Here is a 16,620-nt window from a genome sequence, read left to right on the forward strand (position 1 = left end):
GAGCAGACAAAAACAAAAAAACCTGACACAGCATTTGCTTTGTCAGATTCTTCTCTTTGATTCTATCAACTTAAGATCTTACTCCGAAAAATGATTTAATCTTAGCCATCATCCCTTTGTTTTGCTCTTCAAGCACCTGCAAAGGAACAGATTCACCTAAGATGCGGCGGGCAATATTGCGATATGCAATAGAAGCGCGGTTTTTCGAGTCCATTGCAATCGGTTCGCCGTGGTTGGAAGCTTTAATGACTTCATCATCATCAGCCACGATTCCGAGCAAATCGATCGACAAATGCTGTACAATTTCGTCGATATCCATTGTGTCACCGTTTTTCATCAGATGGTTTCTGATTCTGTTTACAACGAGCCGCGGCGGTTCGATATTTTCCTCTTGCTCCAGCAGCCCTATAATACGGTCAGCATCACGAACAGCTGAGATTTCAGGCGTTGTGACCACAATCGCTTTATCAGCACCGGAAACAGCATTTTTATATCCTTGCTCAATTCCGGCAGGACAGTCTATGATGACATAGTCAAATTCCTGTTTGAGCTCTTGGACCATATTTTTAATTTGTTCAGGAACAACAGCTGTCTTATCGCTCGTTTGAGCAGCGGGCATTAAATAGAGCAGATCATCGAAACGTTTGTCTTTTACGAGCGCCTGATGCATTTTGCATCTTCCCTCTACAACGTCGACAAGATCGTAAATAATTCTATTTTCAAGACCCATTACAACATCAAGGTTGCGCAGTCCTATATCAGTATCTAATAAGCAGACACGCTTCCCTAAAATGGCTAAGGCGGTACCGAGGTTCGCAGATGTTGTCGTTTTACCTACTCCGCCTTTTCCCGAAGTTATTACGATAGCCTCACCCAATTCACATTCCTCCCTCAAGCCTTGTTAGATCAGGTCTTAAATGAGCCAAATGTTGAAGGCGTTCAATGACCATATTTCCGTCTGTATCTAAATAAGCACATTCCATTTCGTTCCCTTTTTGAATGTGGTCTGGGGAGCGATTTAACACATGGTTGATTCTTAATTGTGTCGGCAGCATCTCAGAGGCGGCGATGACCGCTTGATTATTTCCGTTAAATCCGGCGTGCGCGATTCCTTTCAGTGAACCAAGAACAAAAATGTTCCCTCCGGCCCTGATTGTTCCGCCGGGATTCACGTCACCGATCAGGAGCAAGTCGCCTTTCACTTCCAGCACTTGGCCTGATCGGACAATTTTTGAAACAGAAATAATTTCAGCTTCCTCTTTCATACGCTGTGCTTCTTTTTTAGTAATGACTTCGCTGTCAATAGAATGAACAAACAAATCTTTCTTTGACGCAATCAATTCGGTCAGCTGTTCCTCTTGCTCCTTATATAAAAAGCGATTTCCCAGTTTAATATGGACGCTGATTTTCTGGCCTTTTCCATCCGTATATTGTTCAATTGACAGCATATTCTGAAGACCATCGAGAAGCTCATCAAAAGAACACGCATCATCCAGATGCAATGTTAATCCATTCTTTGTTCCTTTTATTGTTACATATTGCTGCTTTTTGGTCTTCACAATATTCACCTCAACAACATACTCATTTCGTCAAAAAAAGATAAAATCCTTTTTTACTCATCTCTCAATTCTTTCTTTAGACTCATAAAAAATATTCTAAATGGAAGAACAAGAATAAGAGCGGCTGCAATATTTAATAAAATTGTCGGTATAAACCGGTCAAGCACAAATCCGTTAAACGTCATGATGTCTTTATGAATCAACGACTGAATGCCGAATACGTAAAATTCTAGCAGGCAGACAGCGAGAACCGCTATTAATATCACTACAAAAGCGTTTGTATGCAGCACTTTAAACGCTTTTGAAGCCAAATAGCATAATCCGGCAAAGCCAAACATATAAACGCCTAATAGACTTGTATAGTTCATGTCATATAGAAAGCCAAAAATAAATCCGTAAATCATCGCGTGTTTTTGGTTGATAAAAGCTGACATAAATATCAGCACAAGCATCAGAAAACGCGGGGCGAGCACCTGATCATCTGTAACGAACGGAAAATGCACCAGATCTGTAAAAATGCTTTCCGCAGAAAAAACAAGCATCATAACGAAAGGGAGAAGGAAACGTTTCACGATCCTTCCTCCTCTGTATCGACAGTCGGCACATCACGGTTAACAACGATCACATTATTTAAATCGGTAAGATCAGCCGCAGGTTTTACATAAGCAACTTTCGTTAATCCATAGGAGTCGGACTCGATATCAGTCACTTCACCGATTGTCAGCCCCTCTGGGAAAACGCCGCCTGTGCCTGAAGTTTCAATAAGATCGCCTTTTTTCACGTCCTGTTTATCTTTGCGCTCAATAATGGTCATCTTAAGGCGTTTTTTGTCTTTGTCATATCCTTCGATCAGACCGTAGCCTTTGCTGCCTTTTTTTCCAGAAATTTTCGTCGCGACTCTGTTATTGCGGTCAGTATCGCTTAAAAGCTGGACCGTAGACGTAAAATTGTTAAGTCCGGAACTTTTGATCTTGCCGATTAATGCGCCTTTTTCGTTTGTAACAGCCATATCCTTCGCTACATTTTGCTGAGACCCTTTATTAATCGTGACCTGTTTCGCCCAATGATCAGGGCTTCTGGCAATGACCGTCGCTAAAATCGGCTTGTAGTCTTTAATCGATTTGACATGGCCAAGCTCGTCACGCAAGGATTTGTTTTCTTCTTCAAGTTCTTGAAGCTTGGCTTCATATTGTGTCTGTCCGTCCAGTTTCTCTCTTAGACGCTCGTTTTCTTTGTATGTGTTTTTCAAATCATTAATGTTGTCAAATATCCCTGCAAAAAATTCGGCAGGCGTATGAAAAATATTTTGAAATACTCCCGTCGTATCGCCGATCACTTTCTCAGGCCAGGTGGTATTGCGGCCGCCCTTCAGCGAAAATCCAATCATAGCCACCAATATGATAATACACAGAAGTAATAGCATTAACCGTTTATTCGGCATCGTGTTACACCTCTTCTATTGAACTCCCGATTATCTAGTTTTTCCTTTGAAAAGATGGATGTGCTCCAGTGCTTTCCCTGTTCCGATCGCTACGCAATCAAGCGGGTCTTCGGCGATAAGGACCGGCATTTTCGTTTCTTCGCTGATGACTTTATCCAAATTGCGAAGAAGCGCTCCGCCGCCGGTTAACACAATGCCTCTGTCCATGATATCTGCTGCAAGCTCAGGCGGTGTTTTTTCAAGTGTGCTCTTCACTGCTTCGACAATTGTAGATACAGTGTCGCGCAGAGCATTAGAAATTTCTTTTCCTGTAATTTCGATTGTTTTCGGCAGACCTGTCAGTAAATCGCGTCCGCGGATTTCCATTTTATCGGATTCTTCAGGAGCTTCTGCAGATCCAATCTCCATTTTAATCGCTTCAGCCGTACGGTCACCGATCATCAGATTGTACGTTTTTCTGATGTAGTTGATAATTGCATCATCCATCTCATCACCGGCTACGCGGATTGATTGAGACGTTACAATGCCTCCGAGGGAAATGATCGCAACTTCTGTCGTACCGCCACCGATATCAACAACCATGCTTCCAGTCGGTTCCCAAACTGGCAGATTGGCTCCGATTGCAGCGGCAAACGGCTCTTCAATCGGGTACGCGTCACGCGCTCCAGCCTGTCTTGTCGCGTCGATAACAGCGCGTTCCTCAACAGCCGTAATGCCTGATGGGACACAAACCATCACATATGGTTTTCTGGCAAACATGCCTTTATTTTTAATGGCCTGATTGATGTAATATTTCATCATCGTGGCCGTTGTTTCATAATCAGCGATAACGCCGTCTTTCATCGGGCGAAGAGCTACCACGTTACCCGGTGTCCGTCCGATCATATTTTTCGCATCATTTCCGACAGCAACAATCGACTTCGTATCCGTTTGCAAAGCGACAACTGACGGCTCTCTCACAACAATTCCTTTTCCTTTTACAAAAACAAGCGTATTCGCAGTTCCAAGATCTATACCAAGGTCTCTTGTACCAATTCCAAACATATGTATGTATCTTCCTTTCTTAAAGCAAAAATACCCTAAAGGGAAAAACTCATAAACTCTATTATAGCTTAATTCGGCGAAAAAAAAAGTGTTACAAATATCCTTTTTCCTTTAAACTCACAAATTTTTTGTCCCCGATCACCAAATGGTCAAGCAGCTCAATGCCAATCAGGTTTCCGCATTCAAACAGCCGTCTCGTCACTTCAATATCTTCCCTGCTCGGCGTCGGATCTCCAGAAGGATGATTATGAACACAGATAAAGGACGCGGCAGATCGTTTAAACGCTTCTTTAAACACCTCCCGCGGGTGGACAATAGATGAATTCAGGCTTCCGATAAATACGGTGCGCTTATGGATGACTTGGTTTTTTGTATTTAAGTATAAACAGACAAAATGCTCCTGGGTTAAAAAGCGCATATCCTCCATGACAAGATTTGCGCCGTCTTCCGGGGAGCGAATGACGAAATGTTCTTCGTTGGCTAATTTATGAATACGGCTTCCAAGCTCAACTGCCGCCAGTATTTGGACCGCTTTTACTATACCGATTCCCGGGATGCTCGAAAGCTCTTCAACTGATGCTTCTTTCAGCAGCCGCAGTCCGTCAAAAGAGCGCAGAAGCCGGTTTGACAGGTCCATCACAGATTCGTGTTTCGTGCCTGTCCGCAATAATATAGCCAAAAGTTCATGATTCGCTAAGTTCTCGGCTCCGACTTTCAGGAGCCGTTCTCTTGGCTTTTCTTTCGCTGGGAAATCTTTGAGTTTTAATGGCAGATCGTGTATGATCAAGCACTCCTTTTCTTTCCCTTCCCGTTTATAAAACCGTCATGCCTTTATATCAAAATGGCGAAGAGCTCTCATCGTTTTTGATATAGGGAGGCCCATGACTGAATAATAATCTCCGTCTATTTTCTTTACAAAAAGCGCGCCTCTTCCTTGGATGCCATATGCACCTGCTTTATCCATCGGCTCTTTTGTTTCAATATAAGTCCAAATCTCTTCTTCACTGAGGGGCCAAAACGCAACTTCCGTCTTATCATAAAAAGTCTCGCTGTGATGTTCGGCTTGTATGCTGACCGCAGTTATTACTGAATGGCTTCGGTCTGACAGCCTCCGCAGCATAGATGCAGCTTCTTCTTGATCCTTCGGTTTGCCGAGGCATTCGCCGTCCAGGCAGACCATTGTATCAGCGCCGATCACGATCGCATGCGGATGGAGATCAGCTACAGCCTTAGCTTTTTGTTTTGCCAACCATTGGACGTTTTCTTCAGGTGAAAAGTTTCGATTTAATTTTTCATCTACTTCACTGACAATAATGGAGTAGGGCAGCTGGAGAAGATCGAGGAGTTCTTTCCTGCGCGGAGATTGTGATGCAAGTATTAGCGGCTTTGTCATGTTCGTCATCCTTTCAGGGTTTGCTTAAGAAAAAAAGATACTCGTTTATCCTACCAAATCACGAGGCTTGTCACAATTTCAGAAAAATAACTTTTTCATGACAAAATAAAAAAAGCCTGTCACTAAAAGACAAAGGCTCAGTCACTTTCTCTTATTTAATGACGGCTAACAGCTCCTGCTGAGCCTTCCATCCGGCTTCAGCGCTTGGATCCTCTAATGCCTTTAACGCCTGCAAAATCGCTTTTTTCTCTCCTTTTTCTGACGCTTTTGTTTCATCGAGTGACTTTTCTATTTTCTCTACACTCGCTTTTGTAATGTCTTTGCCCAGAATCGCTTTTGATGCAAGCTCCGCTGTTTCCTTGAAAGAATCTGTCATATCTGATTCTATTGATAAAGAAAGCTCCTTGCCTCCCCAGGCTTCAAAGTCGCTGTCAATTAAAAGCTGTCCTAACTGCTGCGAGACATCCTTATCACTGGCTAAGCCTGCGATGACATACGTATACCCGTCATCCTTTGACAGTGACACGGCGGAATAACCTTTTTCGGTCAATTGTTCTGTTAACGTTTCGGCACCCTTTTCATTTGAGAATTTCCCGGCTTGTACAGCGTATGTTTTATATGTACCTTCAGTTTGCGCCGCCTGTTTTTCTGCGCCAGAGCTTTGTTTATCAGCAGATGTATCTCCTGCTTTTGCCGTTTGGCTGCCTAGTGAATCATTTAAGGAGGCGGGTGCCGACGCTTCTTTATTGCCAGAGATGTTCAATGCGAATAAACCTAATCCGGTGCCTATGACAGCCGCAAAGGCAATCGTCGCCGCCACTCTTTTTACCGGTTTGGCCGCCCCGGGCTTTCCTTTTGCATAAAGCTTTGTTTTTTTCTTTTGATAAGGCGGAACGACTTTTGGATCCTCTTTAAACACCTTGTCTTCTTCTGAATCCCAGTTAAATTCATCTTCATCGGGATGTTCGCGGGATGCCGCAACCTCCTGTTCAGCCTTTCTCTTTTCCTCCCAATTTGAAAATGTCATGCTTTTATCCGTCTCAGTTTCAGATGTCTCTTGTTCGTAAACCGTCTCCTCTTTTCCATTAATCGTCACCTTGAGGGCTCTTTCTGCGGCTTTACTGTTTTTTTTAATCTTCCTTTTTTTCAATTCCGCTTCCTCCCTTGACCGTTCTTGTCGGCTTTTCATGCTACACACTTTAGCACAGGCGAAAAAAAAAAGAACAAGACTTTTGTCGTCTTGTCCAAAAAACGTTCGTCAAATTTTTCAGCAGTCAGCCCAATGCCATTTTGATATAAAAAGAAATGATAGAGTCACCGTAAAAATAGGCTAACATGCTCCCTGCCCCAATTGCGGGGGCAAAGGGAAGCGGTTCCCTTTTAGCGAGTCTTCCAGTCAGGACGGCTGCCGCTCCATACAATGCGCCTATCAAAACGGAAAAGAAAAAGGCAGCTGCCAGCATCTTCACCCCAAGCACAAAACCAATCACCGCAAATAATTTAATATCACCTCCCCCTATTCCTCCACGGGTGATTGCGGCAATGAGGGACAGGAAAAGAAATCCAGCGGCCGCACCTAACAAGCCGGCATACCAAGAATCAAGAGGAGAAATCAATCTCGCAGCCGCCAAAAAGGGAAGAAAGAAAATCAATATTCGATTTGGAATCAGCATAAAATGAATATCTGTTACTGCAACAATAATGAGAAGAGAGATAAAAACGACAGCGGGAAACAGTTCTGGAGATGAGCCAAAGCGTATTCCCGCGGCGGCAAATAAACACGCTGTCACAAGCTCTGCCGCGGGATACATAAAAGAAATCCTCTGCCCGCAGCTTTTACATTTGCCTTTTTGGAAAAGGAATGACAGGATGGGAATTAATTCTGCAGGGGTTAATGCTTGCCGGCAAAACGAGCAAGCCGAACGGGGCGTGATAATGGATATATGTAAGGGGATGCGGCAACCCGCCGTATAATAAAATGAACCAAGGATCAGCCCGAAGATAAAAAGAATGATAAGCATAGACAACACACCTTTACTCACTGTAGATTCTGGTATGGATTGTAGCAGAGTGAGCGGCCTGAACCCTAATCGGGAAAATACAATTTTACACATAAAAAACCCCGGCAGAATCTCATTTTAGATACTGCCGGGGCTGGACGCCTTTATTTCAATCTTTTGCGGATTTCAGAAATAAAATAAAGCGAACCGGTAATCAGCACAATTCCATTTGAGCTCTTTTTGCTTTCTATGAATTCGAGCACATCGTCTGGATCTTCACTCCAGCTCTTATTGCTGATTTCACTTGCCTCATACAGATCTTTCGCAAGAGAGGCACGCGGGAAATCAAAGGATGCAAAATGAATTGAATGCGCGATGGTTTCCAGTCTCTTAATCATGTTTTGATACGGTTTGTCCTTTAACGCGCTAAACACAACAGAAATGCGGGAGTCAGGGAAACGCTGTTTCATCGTTTCCGCCAGCTTTTCAACGCCTTCTTCGTTATGCGCACCGTCTAAAAATACCGGCGGATGTTCCTGAACAAGCTCTAACCGTCCCGGCCAAGCAGCCTTTACCAGTCCGCTTCTTAATGCTTCATCACTGATATGGGCAATATTCTCCCTATTGAGCCACTCAGCGGCCAAAATGGACAAAGCCGCATTTTGTCTTTGATGTGTGCCGATCAGAGAAGTTCGAATATCCTCATAGCACTTCTCGCCCGTTTTGAATGAAAACCGTTCTCCGGCAGGAAGAGCCTCTTCATTGAAAATAATACATGTATCATGTAATGACTGGAACGGCGCAGCATGCCGTTCAGCTTCATGGCGGATGACCTGTAAGGCTTCCGGCTGGGTAACAGCTGTCACGATTGGAATACCCTCTTTAATAATTCCGGCCTTTTCTCCTGCAATTTCTTCAATGGTGTTTCCTAAGATGTTCATGTGGTCGTGTCCGATGCTTGTAATCACAGTTAAAAGCGGTTCAACCACATTGGTAGAGTCGAATCTGCCGCCCAAACCTGTTTCAAAAATAACAAAATCGACCTTATGAAACTCTGCAAAATATAAAAATGCACAAGCCGTCATAATTTCAAATTCTGTCGGCTGTCCGTATTCTGTTTGATCAAGCGCTTTAACGTGCGGTTTAATCTGATTGACGAGTGCCGTCCATTCCTCATCTGAAATGGGCGTTCCGTTTACACTGATCCGTTCATTAAACGTAATGATATAAGGCGATGTGAACGTTCCAACCGTATATCCGGCTTCTTGTAGCATAGAACGGATAAAAGCGACAGTTGACCCTTTACCGTTTGTTCCTGCGACGTGGAACGCGCGGATTTTCTTTTCCGGATGCCCTAACCGCGCCATCAGCTGCTCCATTCGGCCGAGCCCGGGCTTGACCCCGAATTTCAGCCGCCCATGAATCCAGCTGCGCGCTTCTTCATATGCAGTAAACAATGATAATCCCCTCTTTTATAAGACAAGGCGGTTTCTATAGAAACCGCCCCGGCTTTTCATTAGCCCTTCAGCTCAGCCATTCGTTTTTGAACAGCGTCACGCTTTGCCACATAATCTTTTTCTTTTTCACGTTCTTCATCGATTACGTGTGCAGGCGCTTTTTTCATAAATCCTTCATTTCCAAGTTTCTTTTGGACGCGCTCGACTTCTTTCGTCAGCTTATCGAATTCTTTTTGCAAACGGGCAATTTCTTCATCGATATTAATTAAGCCTTCAAGCGGAAGAATAACCTCTGCTCCTGAGACAACGGCCGTCATCGCCTTATCAACAGCCTCGATATCCGTGCCGATTTTAAGCACGCTCGGATTCGTAAAGCGTTCAACATATGAACGGTTCGCTTCGAGGCGGGCCGCGATTTCGTCTGTGCTTGTTTTAATATACAGTTCAACCTGCTTGCTCATTGGCGTATTGACTTCACTGCGGATATTACGCACAGAACGGATCAGCTCAACAAGAAGCTTCATGTCAGCTGCCGCTTCAGTATCCGTATGCTCCGGTACTGCAACAGGCCATTGACTTACTGTAATCGATTCCCCTTGGTGAGGAAGGTGCTGCCAAATCTCTTCCGTTAAGAATGGCATAAACGGATGAAGCAGACGCATCGTTTGATCTAGTACGTAAGCAAGGATCGAACGGGTTGTTTTCTTAGCCGCTTCGTCTTCTCCGTAAAGCGGAAGCTTCGCCATTTCAATATACCAATCACAGAAATCGTCCCAAATAAAGTTATATAAATGGCGTCCGACTTCACCGAATTCATATCGATCAGCAAGCTGGGTCACGTGCTCGATCGTTTCATTTAATCGCGTTAAAATCCACTTGTCAGCTACTGATTTTTCGCCTGACAGATCAAGCTCATCATATGACATGCCGTCCATGTTCATTAATGCGAAACGAGAGGCATTCCAAATTTTATTGGCAAAATTCCAAGTCGATTCCACTTTTTCGTAGCTGAAGCGCAGATCTTGGCCAGGAGAGCTTCCAGTCGCCAGGAAATAACGCAGAGAATCGGCTCCGTACTTGTCAATGACATCCATCGGATCGACACCGTTGCCAAGAGATTTACTCATTTTCCGGCCTTGCTCGTCACGGATTAAGCCATGGATTAACACATCTTTGAACGGACGCTCGCCTGTAAATTCAATGCCTTGGAAAATCATGCGTGACACCCAGAAGAAAATGATGTCGTATCCTGTTACGAGTACGTCTGTCGGATAATAACGTTTAAAGTCTTCAGCCGTTACATCAGGCCAGCCCATAGTGGAGAAAGGCCAGAGCGCGGAACTGAACCATGTATCCAGTACATCTGTATCCTGTTCCCAATTTTCAATGTCCTCAGGCGCTTCAAGCCCGACATATAACTCGCCTGTTTCTTTATGATACCAGGCTGGTATGCGGTGGCCCCACCATAACTGACGGGAAATACACCAGTCGCGGATGTTTTCCATCCAGTGTAAATACGTTTTTTCAAAACGGTCAGGCACAAAGTTGACTTTTTCTTCTTTCTTTTGCAGCTCAATCGCTGCATCAGCAAGCGGCTGCATGCGCACAAACCATTGTGTAGAAAGATAAGGCTCCACAACAGCCCCGCTTCGTTCACTGTGGCCGACAGAGTGCATATGATCCTCAATTTTGAAGAGAACTCCCGCCTCCTGTAAATCTTTCACCAGCTTTTTGCGGCATTCAAAACGATCCATACCTTGATATTGCAGGGCATTTTCATTCATCGTTCCGTCTTCATTCATGACAAGAATGCGTTCTAAATTGTGGCGGTTGCCAAGCTCGAAGTCATTCGGATCATGAGCTGGCGTAATTTTCACCGCACCTGAACCAAATTCCATATCAACGTAGTCGTCACCGACAATCGGAATTTCACGATTTGTAATCGGCAGGATTACCGTTTTTCCGATAAGATGCTTATAGCGCTCATCTTCAGGATGAACAGCAACAGCTGTATCACCAAGCATCGTTTCAGGACGTGTCGTCGCGATTTCAATTGAGCCTGAGCCGTCAGCAAGCGGATAGCTCATATGATAGAACGCGCCCTGAACATCCTTGTAGATCACCTCAATGTCGGATAAAGCTGTTTTTGTCGCAGGGTCCCAGTTAATAATATATTCGCCTCTGTAGATTAAGCCTTTTTTATAAAGCTTAACGAATACTTCGCGAACCGCTTTGCTTAAGCCTTCATCCAGCGTAAAACGCTCACGGGAATAATCAAGGCCAAGCCCTAATTTCGCCCACTGGCTGCGAATAAAGTCAGCATACTCTTCCTTCCAACTCCACGTTTCTTCGAGGAATTTCTCGCGGCCTAAATCGTAGCGGGATTTGCCTTCTTCACGAAGTTTCGCTTCCACTTTAGCCTGTGTCGCGATGCCGGCGTGGTCCATACCCGGAAGCCACAGCACGTCATAGCCCTGCATGCGTTTCATTCTTGTTACAATGTCTTGCAGCGTCGTGTCCCAAGCGTGGCCAAGGTGAAGTCTTCCTGTTACGTTTGGCGGCGGAATAACGACAGAGTACGGCTCTTTTGTCTGGTCACTGCCAGCTTCAAAAAACTTGCCTTTTAGCCAAAAATCATATCGGTCTTTTTCAACCGCTGCCGGATCGTATTTCGTCGGCATTGTTTGTTCATTCGTTTCCATCATAACCCTCCAACATGTTTAAAAATGGCTGAGAACGAAAAAAGAGCTCTTCATCCCTGTAAAAGGACGAAAAGCTCTTTCGCGGTACCACCTTTTTTCATGAGCACTATCAGCTCATGCACTTATAACGGATAACGGGTGTTTCCCGAATTTCTCTACTATTTTTCAAGAAATTATGCTCCCGGGCGACCTTCCAATCAGACAACATAAGAAGCCTTTCAGCAAACGGCTTCTCTCTCTGCATGCGCCTTTTTTGTACTCTTCCCGTTCTAAGCAGGTGTATTTATCAGCTCATTATAGACTTTATTTATGTTCTTTATTATAGTAAAAGTGTTTTTGATTCGTCAATCATCTTTTCCAAAAACACCGCTTTCTATACAGATGGGCAGGCACCTATCGCACAAGTTTACATATGATGCTTGTAAATGCGCAGAGGAGGATGCACCGTGAAGAAACGTTTCAGCTCTTATTCGCTGCCGCCTTGGGTCAGGCAAATTCGGCTTGTATCCGCACAAGTCATTATTCCCATTACGATTTTTCAAGGAATCAGAACCATTTTCTTTCCTACAACCTTTGATGTTTTGCTGCTCGCCATCCTAATCTTTTTAGCTTGCGCCCTTCATTTAGATTGGATATAAACAAACAAGTCCGCGCCCTTAAGACGTGGACTCGTTTTCAGCCTGGAATTTTTTCTCTTGCTCAACCTGATGAATTTTCATCACAAACGGCTCTATATTTTTCATTTGCCAGTAAGCCTTTAACAGCTGCGTACATTCATCTTTTTCATGCTGTCTTTTCCCGGTTTGATAACGGTTCAGCACCTTGTACATGGCTGCCGGATATGCCATATAGCTGAGAAAAAGACTGACTTCCGCTTCACGCAAAGGGAATGATTTCGTGTACGCATAAAACCATTCAACGCATTCCGGACAAGCTTTCGGAAAGCCTCTGAACATTTTTGTATAAAAGCCGAGCAAGTCGTTCTGCGGCGGGCCGACAGACGCTCTTTCGAAGTTTGTGAAATACCCGGTTCCGGCATCATTATACAGAAAATGATGTATGGACAGGCTGCCGTGGTTCATCACAACCCTTGAGACGCCCTCCTCTTTTGCCGAAGCATACCAGTCATCCAGCCGCTCCAGCGCAAAGTTCACCGCCGAAAAAGTTTCTGAAAAATAGGTTACAGCCTGTAGTTCAAATGGGGAGAGGTACCATTCCTTCTCCGCTCTATCCACAAACTGTTCATAGAACATTTTATCATGTTCCCACTTTTTTTTCGTTTGTCCGTAATAACGTTCAATTTCCTCACGGCTGACTTTCATATCCTGCGCGGTTCTCTCGTGAAGACGGGCTGTTTCTCTAAATAAATAAGCATGTTTCTGATCCCGTTCTTCCTCCTGGTCAAATTGGAGCCAAGGCATTAAATAATAGGAATCTCCGGATTGTATGCCTGCTGAGAAGAACTCGCCGCTATTTGTTCTGTAAACGGGAACAAATGAACGAAAACCTTTTTCCTCAATCGCCACCATATGATCAGTAAACTGTTTGCCGCGAAGCGATTTCAATTTTTTCAGGGCAAATACGCCGTAGTCTGTATACACTTTCCACACAAGAGGACTGACAGGCTCAATAAATTGAGCAGTCAGTCCGTATTCCTGAAGAACCGATTGGGTATCTTCCATTCCATTCACCACATTTTCCGATCGCTTACAGCTTACGCATGGCTATTGTTATATTGGGGAATATAGAGGATCTGGCCTGCTTTTAACTCATCATCCAAGGCTAAAGCATTCATTCTGATCAGCTGCTGGGATGTGATTTCATACCGTTCGCATAAACGTTCGATCGTATCTTCCTGCTGAACAATGCATATTTTCATTCTCGAAAACTCATCCTCTTCTCTCGTAAAGAGTTTTGTTAAATAAAGAGAATTATCACTTTCCTTTGATTGAGGTTCCTTTGCTTCAGCAGCAGGAGCAACCTTAGGAACAGCATCCGCTTCCTTCCTTTCAGTCTCAGAGGTATCAGGCAACTGGAAGGATTGAAGAGGTGTTTCTTCCTCGGACTCTTCAGCCGGTGCTATTTTTCTCACTTCAATTTCAAAGCTTTCTTCCTCTTGTTCTTCCTCTTCCAGCAGCTTAGGCGCTGAATAAAAAGAATCCTCCTCTTCTTGTTCAGGCAGGAAGGCGCGGTATGCCGGTACAGGCTCTTCTTGAGATGCCTCCTCCGAGCTTGCTTTTTGGCTGAAATGAAAATGGAAAGTTGCTTCTTCATTCTCCGAATATGCAGCAGACCCTGTTTTTTTCTCTCTGCCTTCTTTTATGGAGAGAACGGTCTCAGAAACGGTCTCCGGAGCTTCTTCTGCTTCTTGACGGAGTGCAGACTCAGCGGGTTCCAATTGAGCCGCTTCTACCTCTTCTTGACGGAGCGCGGACTCTGCGTATTCCGGCTGCTCTGCTTCTTTCTCTTCTTGACGAAGTGCAGGCTCTGCGTGTTCCAATTGAGCCGCCTCTACCTCTTCTTGATGATGCGCGAACTCTGCGTATTCCGGCTGCTCTGCTTCTTCCTCTTCTTGACGGAGTGCAGGCTCTGCGTGTTCCAATTGACCCTCTTGGCGCGACGCATGTTCAAGAATAGGAGCGGCCGCTTTTTCTGCTTCTTTCTCAGAACTCACAGTCTCTCCATGTAGCTCATCTTCCAAAGCAGGCGATTCTTCTGCTCGAGAATCTTCACAAAGCTCTGGCTCCGCTGGGGAGTCCGCTTCTTCACGAACATCTGCTATTGCGGCTTCCGGCTCTGGCGTTTCTTTTTCTTTCTTCCCAATCTCTTGAATCTCTATTTCTGAAGCTTCTGGCTCTGTTTCTTTCGTTTCCGATTCCTCACGATATACTTCCTGCGCCACAAGCTCTGGCGGCTCGGCATCTTCTCGCGCCTCTAGTTCTGAAGCAACGAATTCCGGCGGCTCAGATTCTGCTTTTTCTGTTTCCAGCTCTTCACGGAGGCCCGCTTTCGAAACAAAAAGTTCTGGCGGTTCAGCCGGCGGTTCATCCTTCAGAACTTCCGCTGCCGGAGGTGCATCCGTTTCTACTGCACTTTGTATCGGCGGCTCTGGAGGTTCATCCTCTCTGAATGCCGCAGGAGCCTCATATAGAGGGATCTCCGGCTCTTTAACTGCCGTATCGTCTAAAAGCCCTTCGATCGCTAAATCAGCCTGAATCGTTAAAATCCTCGAATCGGTTAATTGATAGTCAAAAGCGTCAATAAAGACGAAGACATCCTGTAAATGGCTCACCTTATTTTTCGGAATGGTAATATCCACAGGAAAACAGTGAGTCAGTTCCGCGCTTCCATCCTCTCTCTTTCTGACTTCTTCAACAAACCGCTTATCGGAATAAAACTCTTCAGTATGTTTGTTTTGATCTATGTTGTACTCACCTGTAAGTTCAAGCGATCCTCTGATTGATACATAATCATTTACTTCCTGAACCCTAATATCAGGATCTAATGAAATAGAAAGCAGTTCAGAAACTTCCTGTCCTTTTTGGAAACAGATCGATTCTTCTACAGAAAATTGCAATCGATGATTTTGCGGCAAGTTCATATCCTCCTTTCATCTAATCCTTAAAATTAGATGTCACTAAAGGTGTATGTATGAACTGGGGAAAATATGAGTGGGAGAGCACAGAAAAAACCGGTACAAGGATGTCCTTGATACCGGTTTTTCACTCTTATCCGCGGCTGATCTCAGCGAATACTTTCTCAGCTGCCTGGATTGTTTTTTCAATATCTTCATCAGTATGAGCCGTCGAAAGGAAAAGGCCTTCGAATTGTGACGGCGGAAGGAATACACCTTCATTCGCCATCCCTTTATAGTAGTTAGCAAACAGCTTCAAATCGGATGATTTGGCTGTTTCATAATTGATGACAGGTTCGTTTGTAAAGAAGAAACCGATCATTGAACCTGCGCGGTTAAAGGTATGCGGAATGCCGTGAGCCTCGGCCGCTTTTGAAATGCCTTCTTCCAGTCTGTCGCCTTTTTTGATGAAATTCTTGTAGGATTCAGGTGTCAGCTGCTTCAATGTTTCTAAGCCAGCTGTCATCGCAAGCGGGTTGCCTGACAATGTGCCTGCCTGATAGATCGGACCGCTCGGAGCGATCTGCTCCATGATTTCAGCCTTGCCGCCATAAGCGCCCACAGGAAGTCCGCCCCCGATCACTTTTCCTAAACAAGTGAGATCAGGCGTTACGCCAAAATAGCCTTGAGCACAGTTATAATCGACCCGGAAGCCTGTCATTACTTCATCAAAAATAAGCAGTGAACCGTATTGCTCAGTGATATCACGCAGACCTTGCAGGAAGCCTTCTTGCGGCGGAACAACTCCCATATTTCCGGCAACCGGCTCTACAATCACACCCGCAATGTCTTCACCAAATTGCTGAAAAGCAAGCTTTACACTTTCTAAATCATTATACGGAACGGTAATGGTGTTTTTCGCAATGCCTTCAGGCACACCCGGGCTGTCAGGCAGACCGAGAGTGGCCACTCCTGAACCTGCTTTAATCAAAAGGGAATCTCCGTGTCCGTGGTAGCAGCCCTCAAATTTTAAAATCTTGTTGCGGCCCGTGTAACCTCTTGCCAAACGGAGGGCACTCATTGTAGCCTCTGTTCCGGAGCTGACCATTCGCACAATTTCTACAGATGGCACACGATCAATAACGAGCTTTGCCAGTTCATTTTCCACTTCAGTCGGAGCACCGAAGCTTGTCCCGTATTCAGCCACTTTTTTGAGGCTCTCTACGACGCGGTCATTTGTATGCCCTAAAATTAAAGGCCCCCATGACAAGACGTAGTCAATATATTCATTTCCGTCAATATCAAAGATTTTTGAGCCTTTTCCGCGCTCCATAAAAATCGGGTCCATGTCTACTGATTTAAAGGCGCGAACGGGACTGTTCACACCGCCCGGCATGAGTTTTTGCGCTTCTTTAAAAGCCGCTTTTGATTTTTGATAGCTTCTCATCTG

At 44.7% G+C, this 16,620-nt stretch carries 15 protein-coding genes and 1 other annotated feature; of the genes, 1 reads left to right on the forward strand and 14 read right to left on the reverse strand.

Annotated features, from left to right (window positions below):
* Positions 1 to 70: 70 nt before the first annotated feature.
* The 11 genes from minD to valS form a co-directional block, all read right to left on the reverse strand.
* A complete protein-coding gene (gene minD, locus EFK13_RS14215) occupies positions 71 to 877 on the reverse strand; it encodes a septum site-determining protein MinD (RefSeq protein ID WP_064814411.1) in 807 nt (268 codons plus the stop codon).
* A 1-nt stretch (position 878) separates the two neighbouring features.
* A complete protein-coding gene (gene minC / locus EFK13_RS14220) occupies positions 879 to 1,559 on the reverse strand; it encodes a septum site-determining protein MinC (RefSeq protein ID WP_129508024.1) in 681 nt (226 codons plus the stop codon).
* A gap of 53 nt (positions 1,560 to 1,612) precedes the next feature.
* Complete coding sequence (mreD, locus tag EFK13_RS14225; protein WP_064814413.1) at positions 1,613 to 2,131, reverse strand: rod shape-determining protein MreD; 519 nt, start codon at positions 2,129 to 2,131, stop codon at positions 1,613 to 1,615.
* Complete coding sequence (gene mreC, locus EFK13_RS14230; protein WP_129508023.1) at positions 2,128 to 3,000, reverse strand: rod shape-determining protein MreC; 873 nt, start codon at positions 2,998 to 3,000, stop codon at positions 2,128 to 2,130. The genes mreD and mreC overlap by 4 nt, the downstream gene beginning before the upstream one ends.
* 30 nt (positions 3,001 to 3,030) lie before the next feature.
* Complete coding sequence (gene mreB / locus EFK13_RS14235) at positions 3,031 to 4,044, reverse strand: cell shape-determining protein MreB (protein WP_010330269.1); 1,014 nt, start codon at positions 4,042 to 4,044, stop codon at positions 3,031 to 3,033.
* Positions 4,045 to 4,135: 91 nt separating this feature from the next.
* A complete protein-coding gene (gene radC / locus EFK13_RS14240; protein ID WP_129508022.1) occupies positions 4,136 to 4,831 on the reverse strand; it encodes a RadC family protein in 696 nt (231 codons plus the stop codon).
* A gap of 36 nt (positions 4,832 to 4,867) precedes the next feature.
* A complete protein-coding gene (locus EFK13_RS14245; protein ID WP_129508021.1) occupies positions 4,868 to 5,437 on the reverse strand; it encodes a Maf family nucleotide pyrophosphatase in 570 nt (189 codons plus the stop codon).
* A gap of 151 nt (positions 5,438 to 5,588) precedes the next feature.
* Positions 5,589 to 6,587, reverse strand: a complete 999-nt coding sequence (locus EFK13_RS14250) for an SPOR domain-containing protein (protein ID WP_129508020.1) — start codon at positions 6,585 to 6,587, stop codon at positions 5,589 to 5,591.
* A gap of 124 nt (positions 6,588 to 6,711) precedes the next feature.
* The gene (locus EFK13_RS14255; protein WP_129508019.1) at positions 6,712 to 7,458 is read right to left on the reverse strand and encodes a prepilin peptidase; all 747 of its coding nucleotides are present in this window, start codon (positions 7,456 to 7,458) and stop codon (positions 6,712 to 6,714) included.
* A 143-nt stretch (positions 7,459 to 7,601) separates the two neighbouring features.
* Entirely contained in the window at positions 7,602 to 8,894 is a 1,293-nt protein-coding gene (locus EFK13_RS14260) for a bifunctional folylpolyglutamate synthase/dihydrofolate synthase (protein WP_129508018.1), read from the reverse strand.
* A gap of 59 nt (positions 8,895 to 8,953) precedes the next feature.
* Entirely contained in the window at positions 8,954 to 11,596 is a 2,643-nt protein-coding gene (gene valS / locus EFK13_RS14265) for a valine--tRNA ligase (protein ID WP_129508066.1), read from the reverse strand.
* Positions 11,597 to 11,655: 59 nt separating this feature from the next.
* Positions 11,656 to 11,877: a binding site (T-box leader), on the reverse strand.
* A gap of 165 nt (positions 11,878 to 12,042) precedes the next feature.
* Here valS and EFK13_RS14270 point away from each other — a divergent pair.
* A complete protein-coding gene (locus EFK13_RS14270; protein WP_064814421.1) occupies positions 12,043 to 12,234 on the forward strand; it encodes a hypothetical protein in 192 nt (63 codons plus the stop codon).
* 18 nt (positions 12,235 to 12,252) lie between these two features.
* On the opposite strand, the gene cotN is transcribed toward EFK13_RS14270, so the two are convergent.
* From cotN to hemL, 3 genes are all read right to left on the reverse strand, one after another.
* Complete coding sequence (cotN, locus tag EFK13_RS14275; protein ID WP_129508065.1) at positions 12,253 to 13,278, reverse strand: spore coat protein CotN; 1,026 nt, start codon at positions 13,276 to 13,278, stop codon at positions 12,253 to 12,255.
* A gap of 32 nt (positions 13,279 to 13,310) precedes the next feature.
* Positions 13,311 to 15,191: a LysM peptidoglycan-binding domain-containing protein gene (locus tag EFK13_RS14280; protein WP_129508017.1), complete on the reverse strand. Its 1,881-nt coding sequence runs from the start codon at positions 15,189 to 15,191 to the stop codon at positions 13,311 to 13,313.
* A 133-nt stretch (positions 15,192 to 15,324) separates the two neighbouring features.
* On the reverse strand, positions 15,325 to 16,617 hold the full coding sequence (gene hemL, locus EFK13_RS14285; protein WP_129508016.1) for a glutamate-1-semialdehyde 2,1-aminomutase: 1,293 nt from the start codon (positions 16,615 to 16,617) through the stop codon (positions 15,325 to 15,327).
* Between the last annotated feature and the right edge of the window lie 3 nt (positions 16,618 to 16,620).

Source organism: Bacillus cabrialesii (genome assembly GCF_004124315.2).
Taxonomy (GTDB): Bacteria; Bacillota; Bacilli; order Bacillales; family Bacillaceae; genus Bacillus; species Bacillus cabrialesii.

Bases quoted from the DNA above. Each gene is read 5' to 3' on its own strand.
- mreC (WP_129508023.1), bottom strand. From the start codon at position 3,000: ATGCCGAATAAACGGTTAATGCTATTACTTCTGTGTATTATCATATTG.
- mreB (WP_010330269.1), bottom strand. From the start codon at position 4,044: ATGTTTGGAATTGGTACAAGAGACCTTGGTATAGATCTTGGAACTGCG.
- EFK13_RS14245 (WP_129508021.1), bottom strand. From the start codon at position 5,437: ATGACAAAGCCGCTAATACTTGCATCACAATCTCCGCGCAGGAAAGAA.
- EFK13_RS14255 (WP_129508019.1), bottom strand. From the start codon at position 7,458: ATGCTTATCATTCTTTTTATCTTCGGGCTGATCCTTGGTTCATTTTAT.
- valS (WP_129508066.1), bottom strand. From the start codon at position 11,596: ATGGAAACGAATGAACAAACAATGCCGACGAAATACGATCCGGCAGCG.
- cotN (WP_129508065.1), bottom strand. From the start codon at position 13,278: ATGGAAGATACCCAATCGGTTCTTCAGGAATACGGACTGACTGCTCAA.
- hemL (WP_129508016.1), bottom strand. From the start codon at position 16,617: ATGAGAAGCTATCAAAAATCAAAAGCGGCTTTTAAAGAAGCGCAAAAA.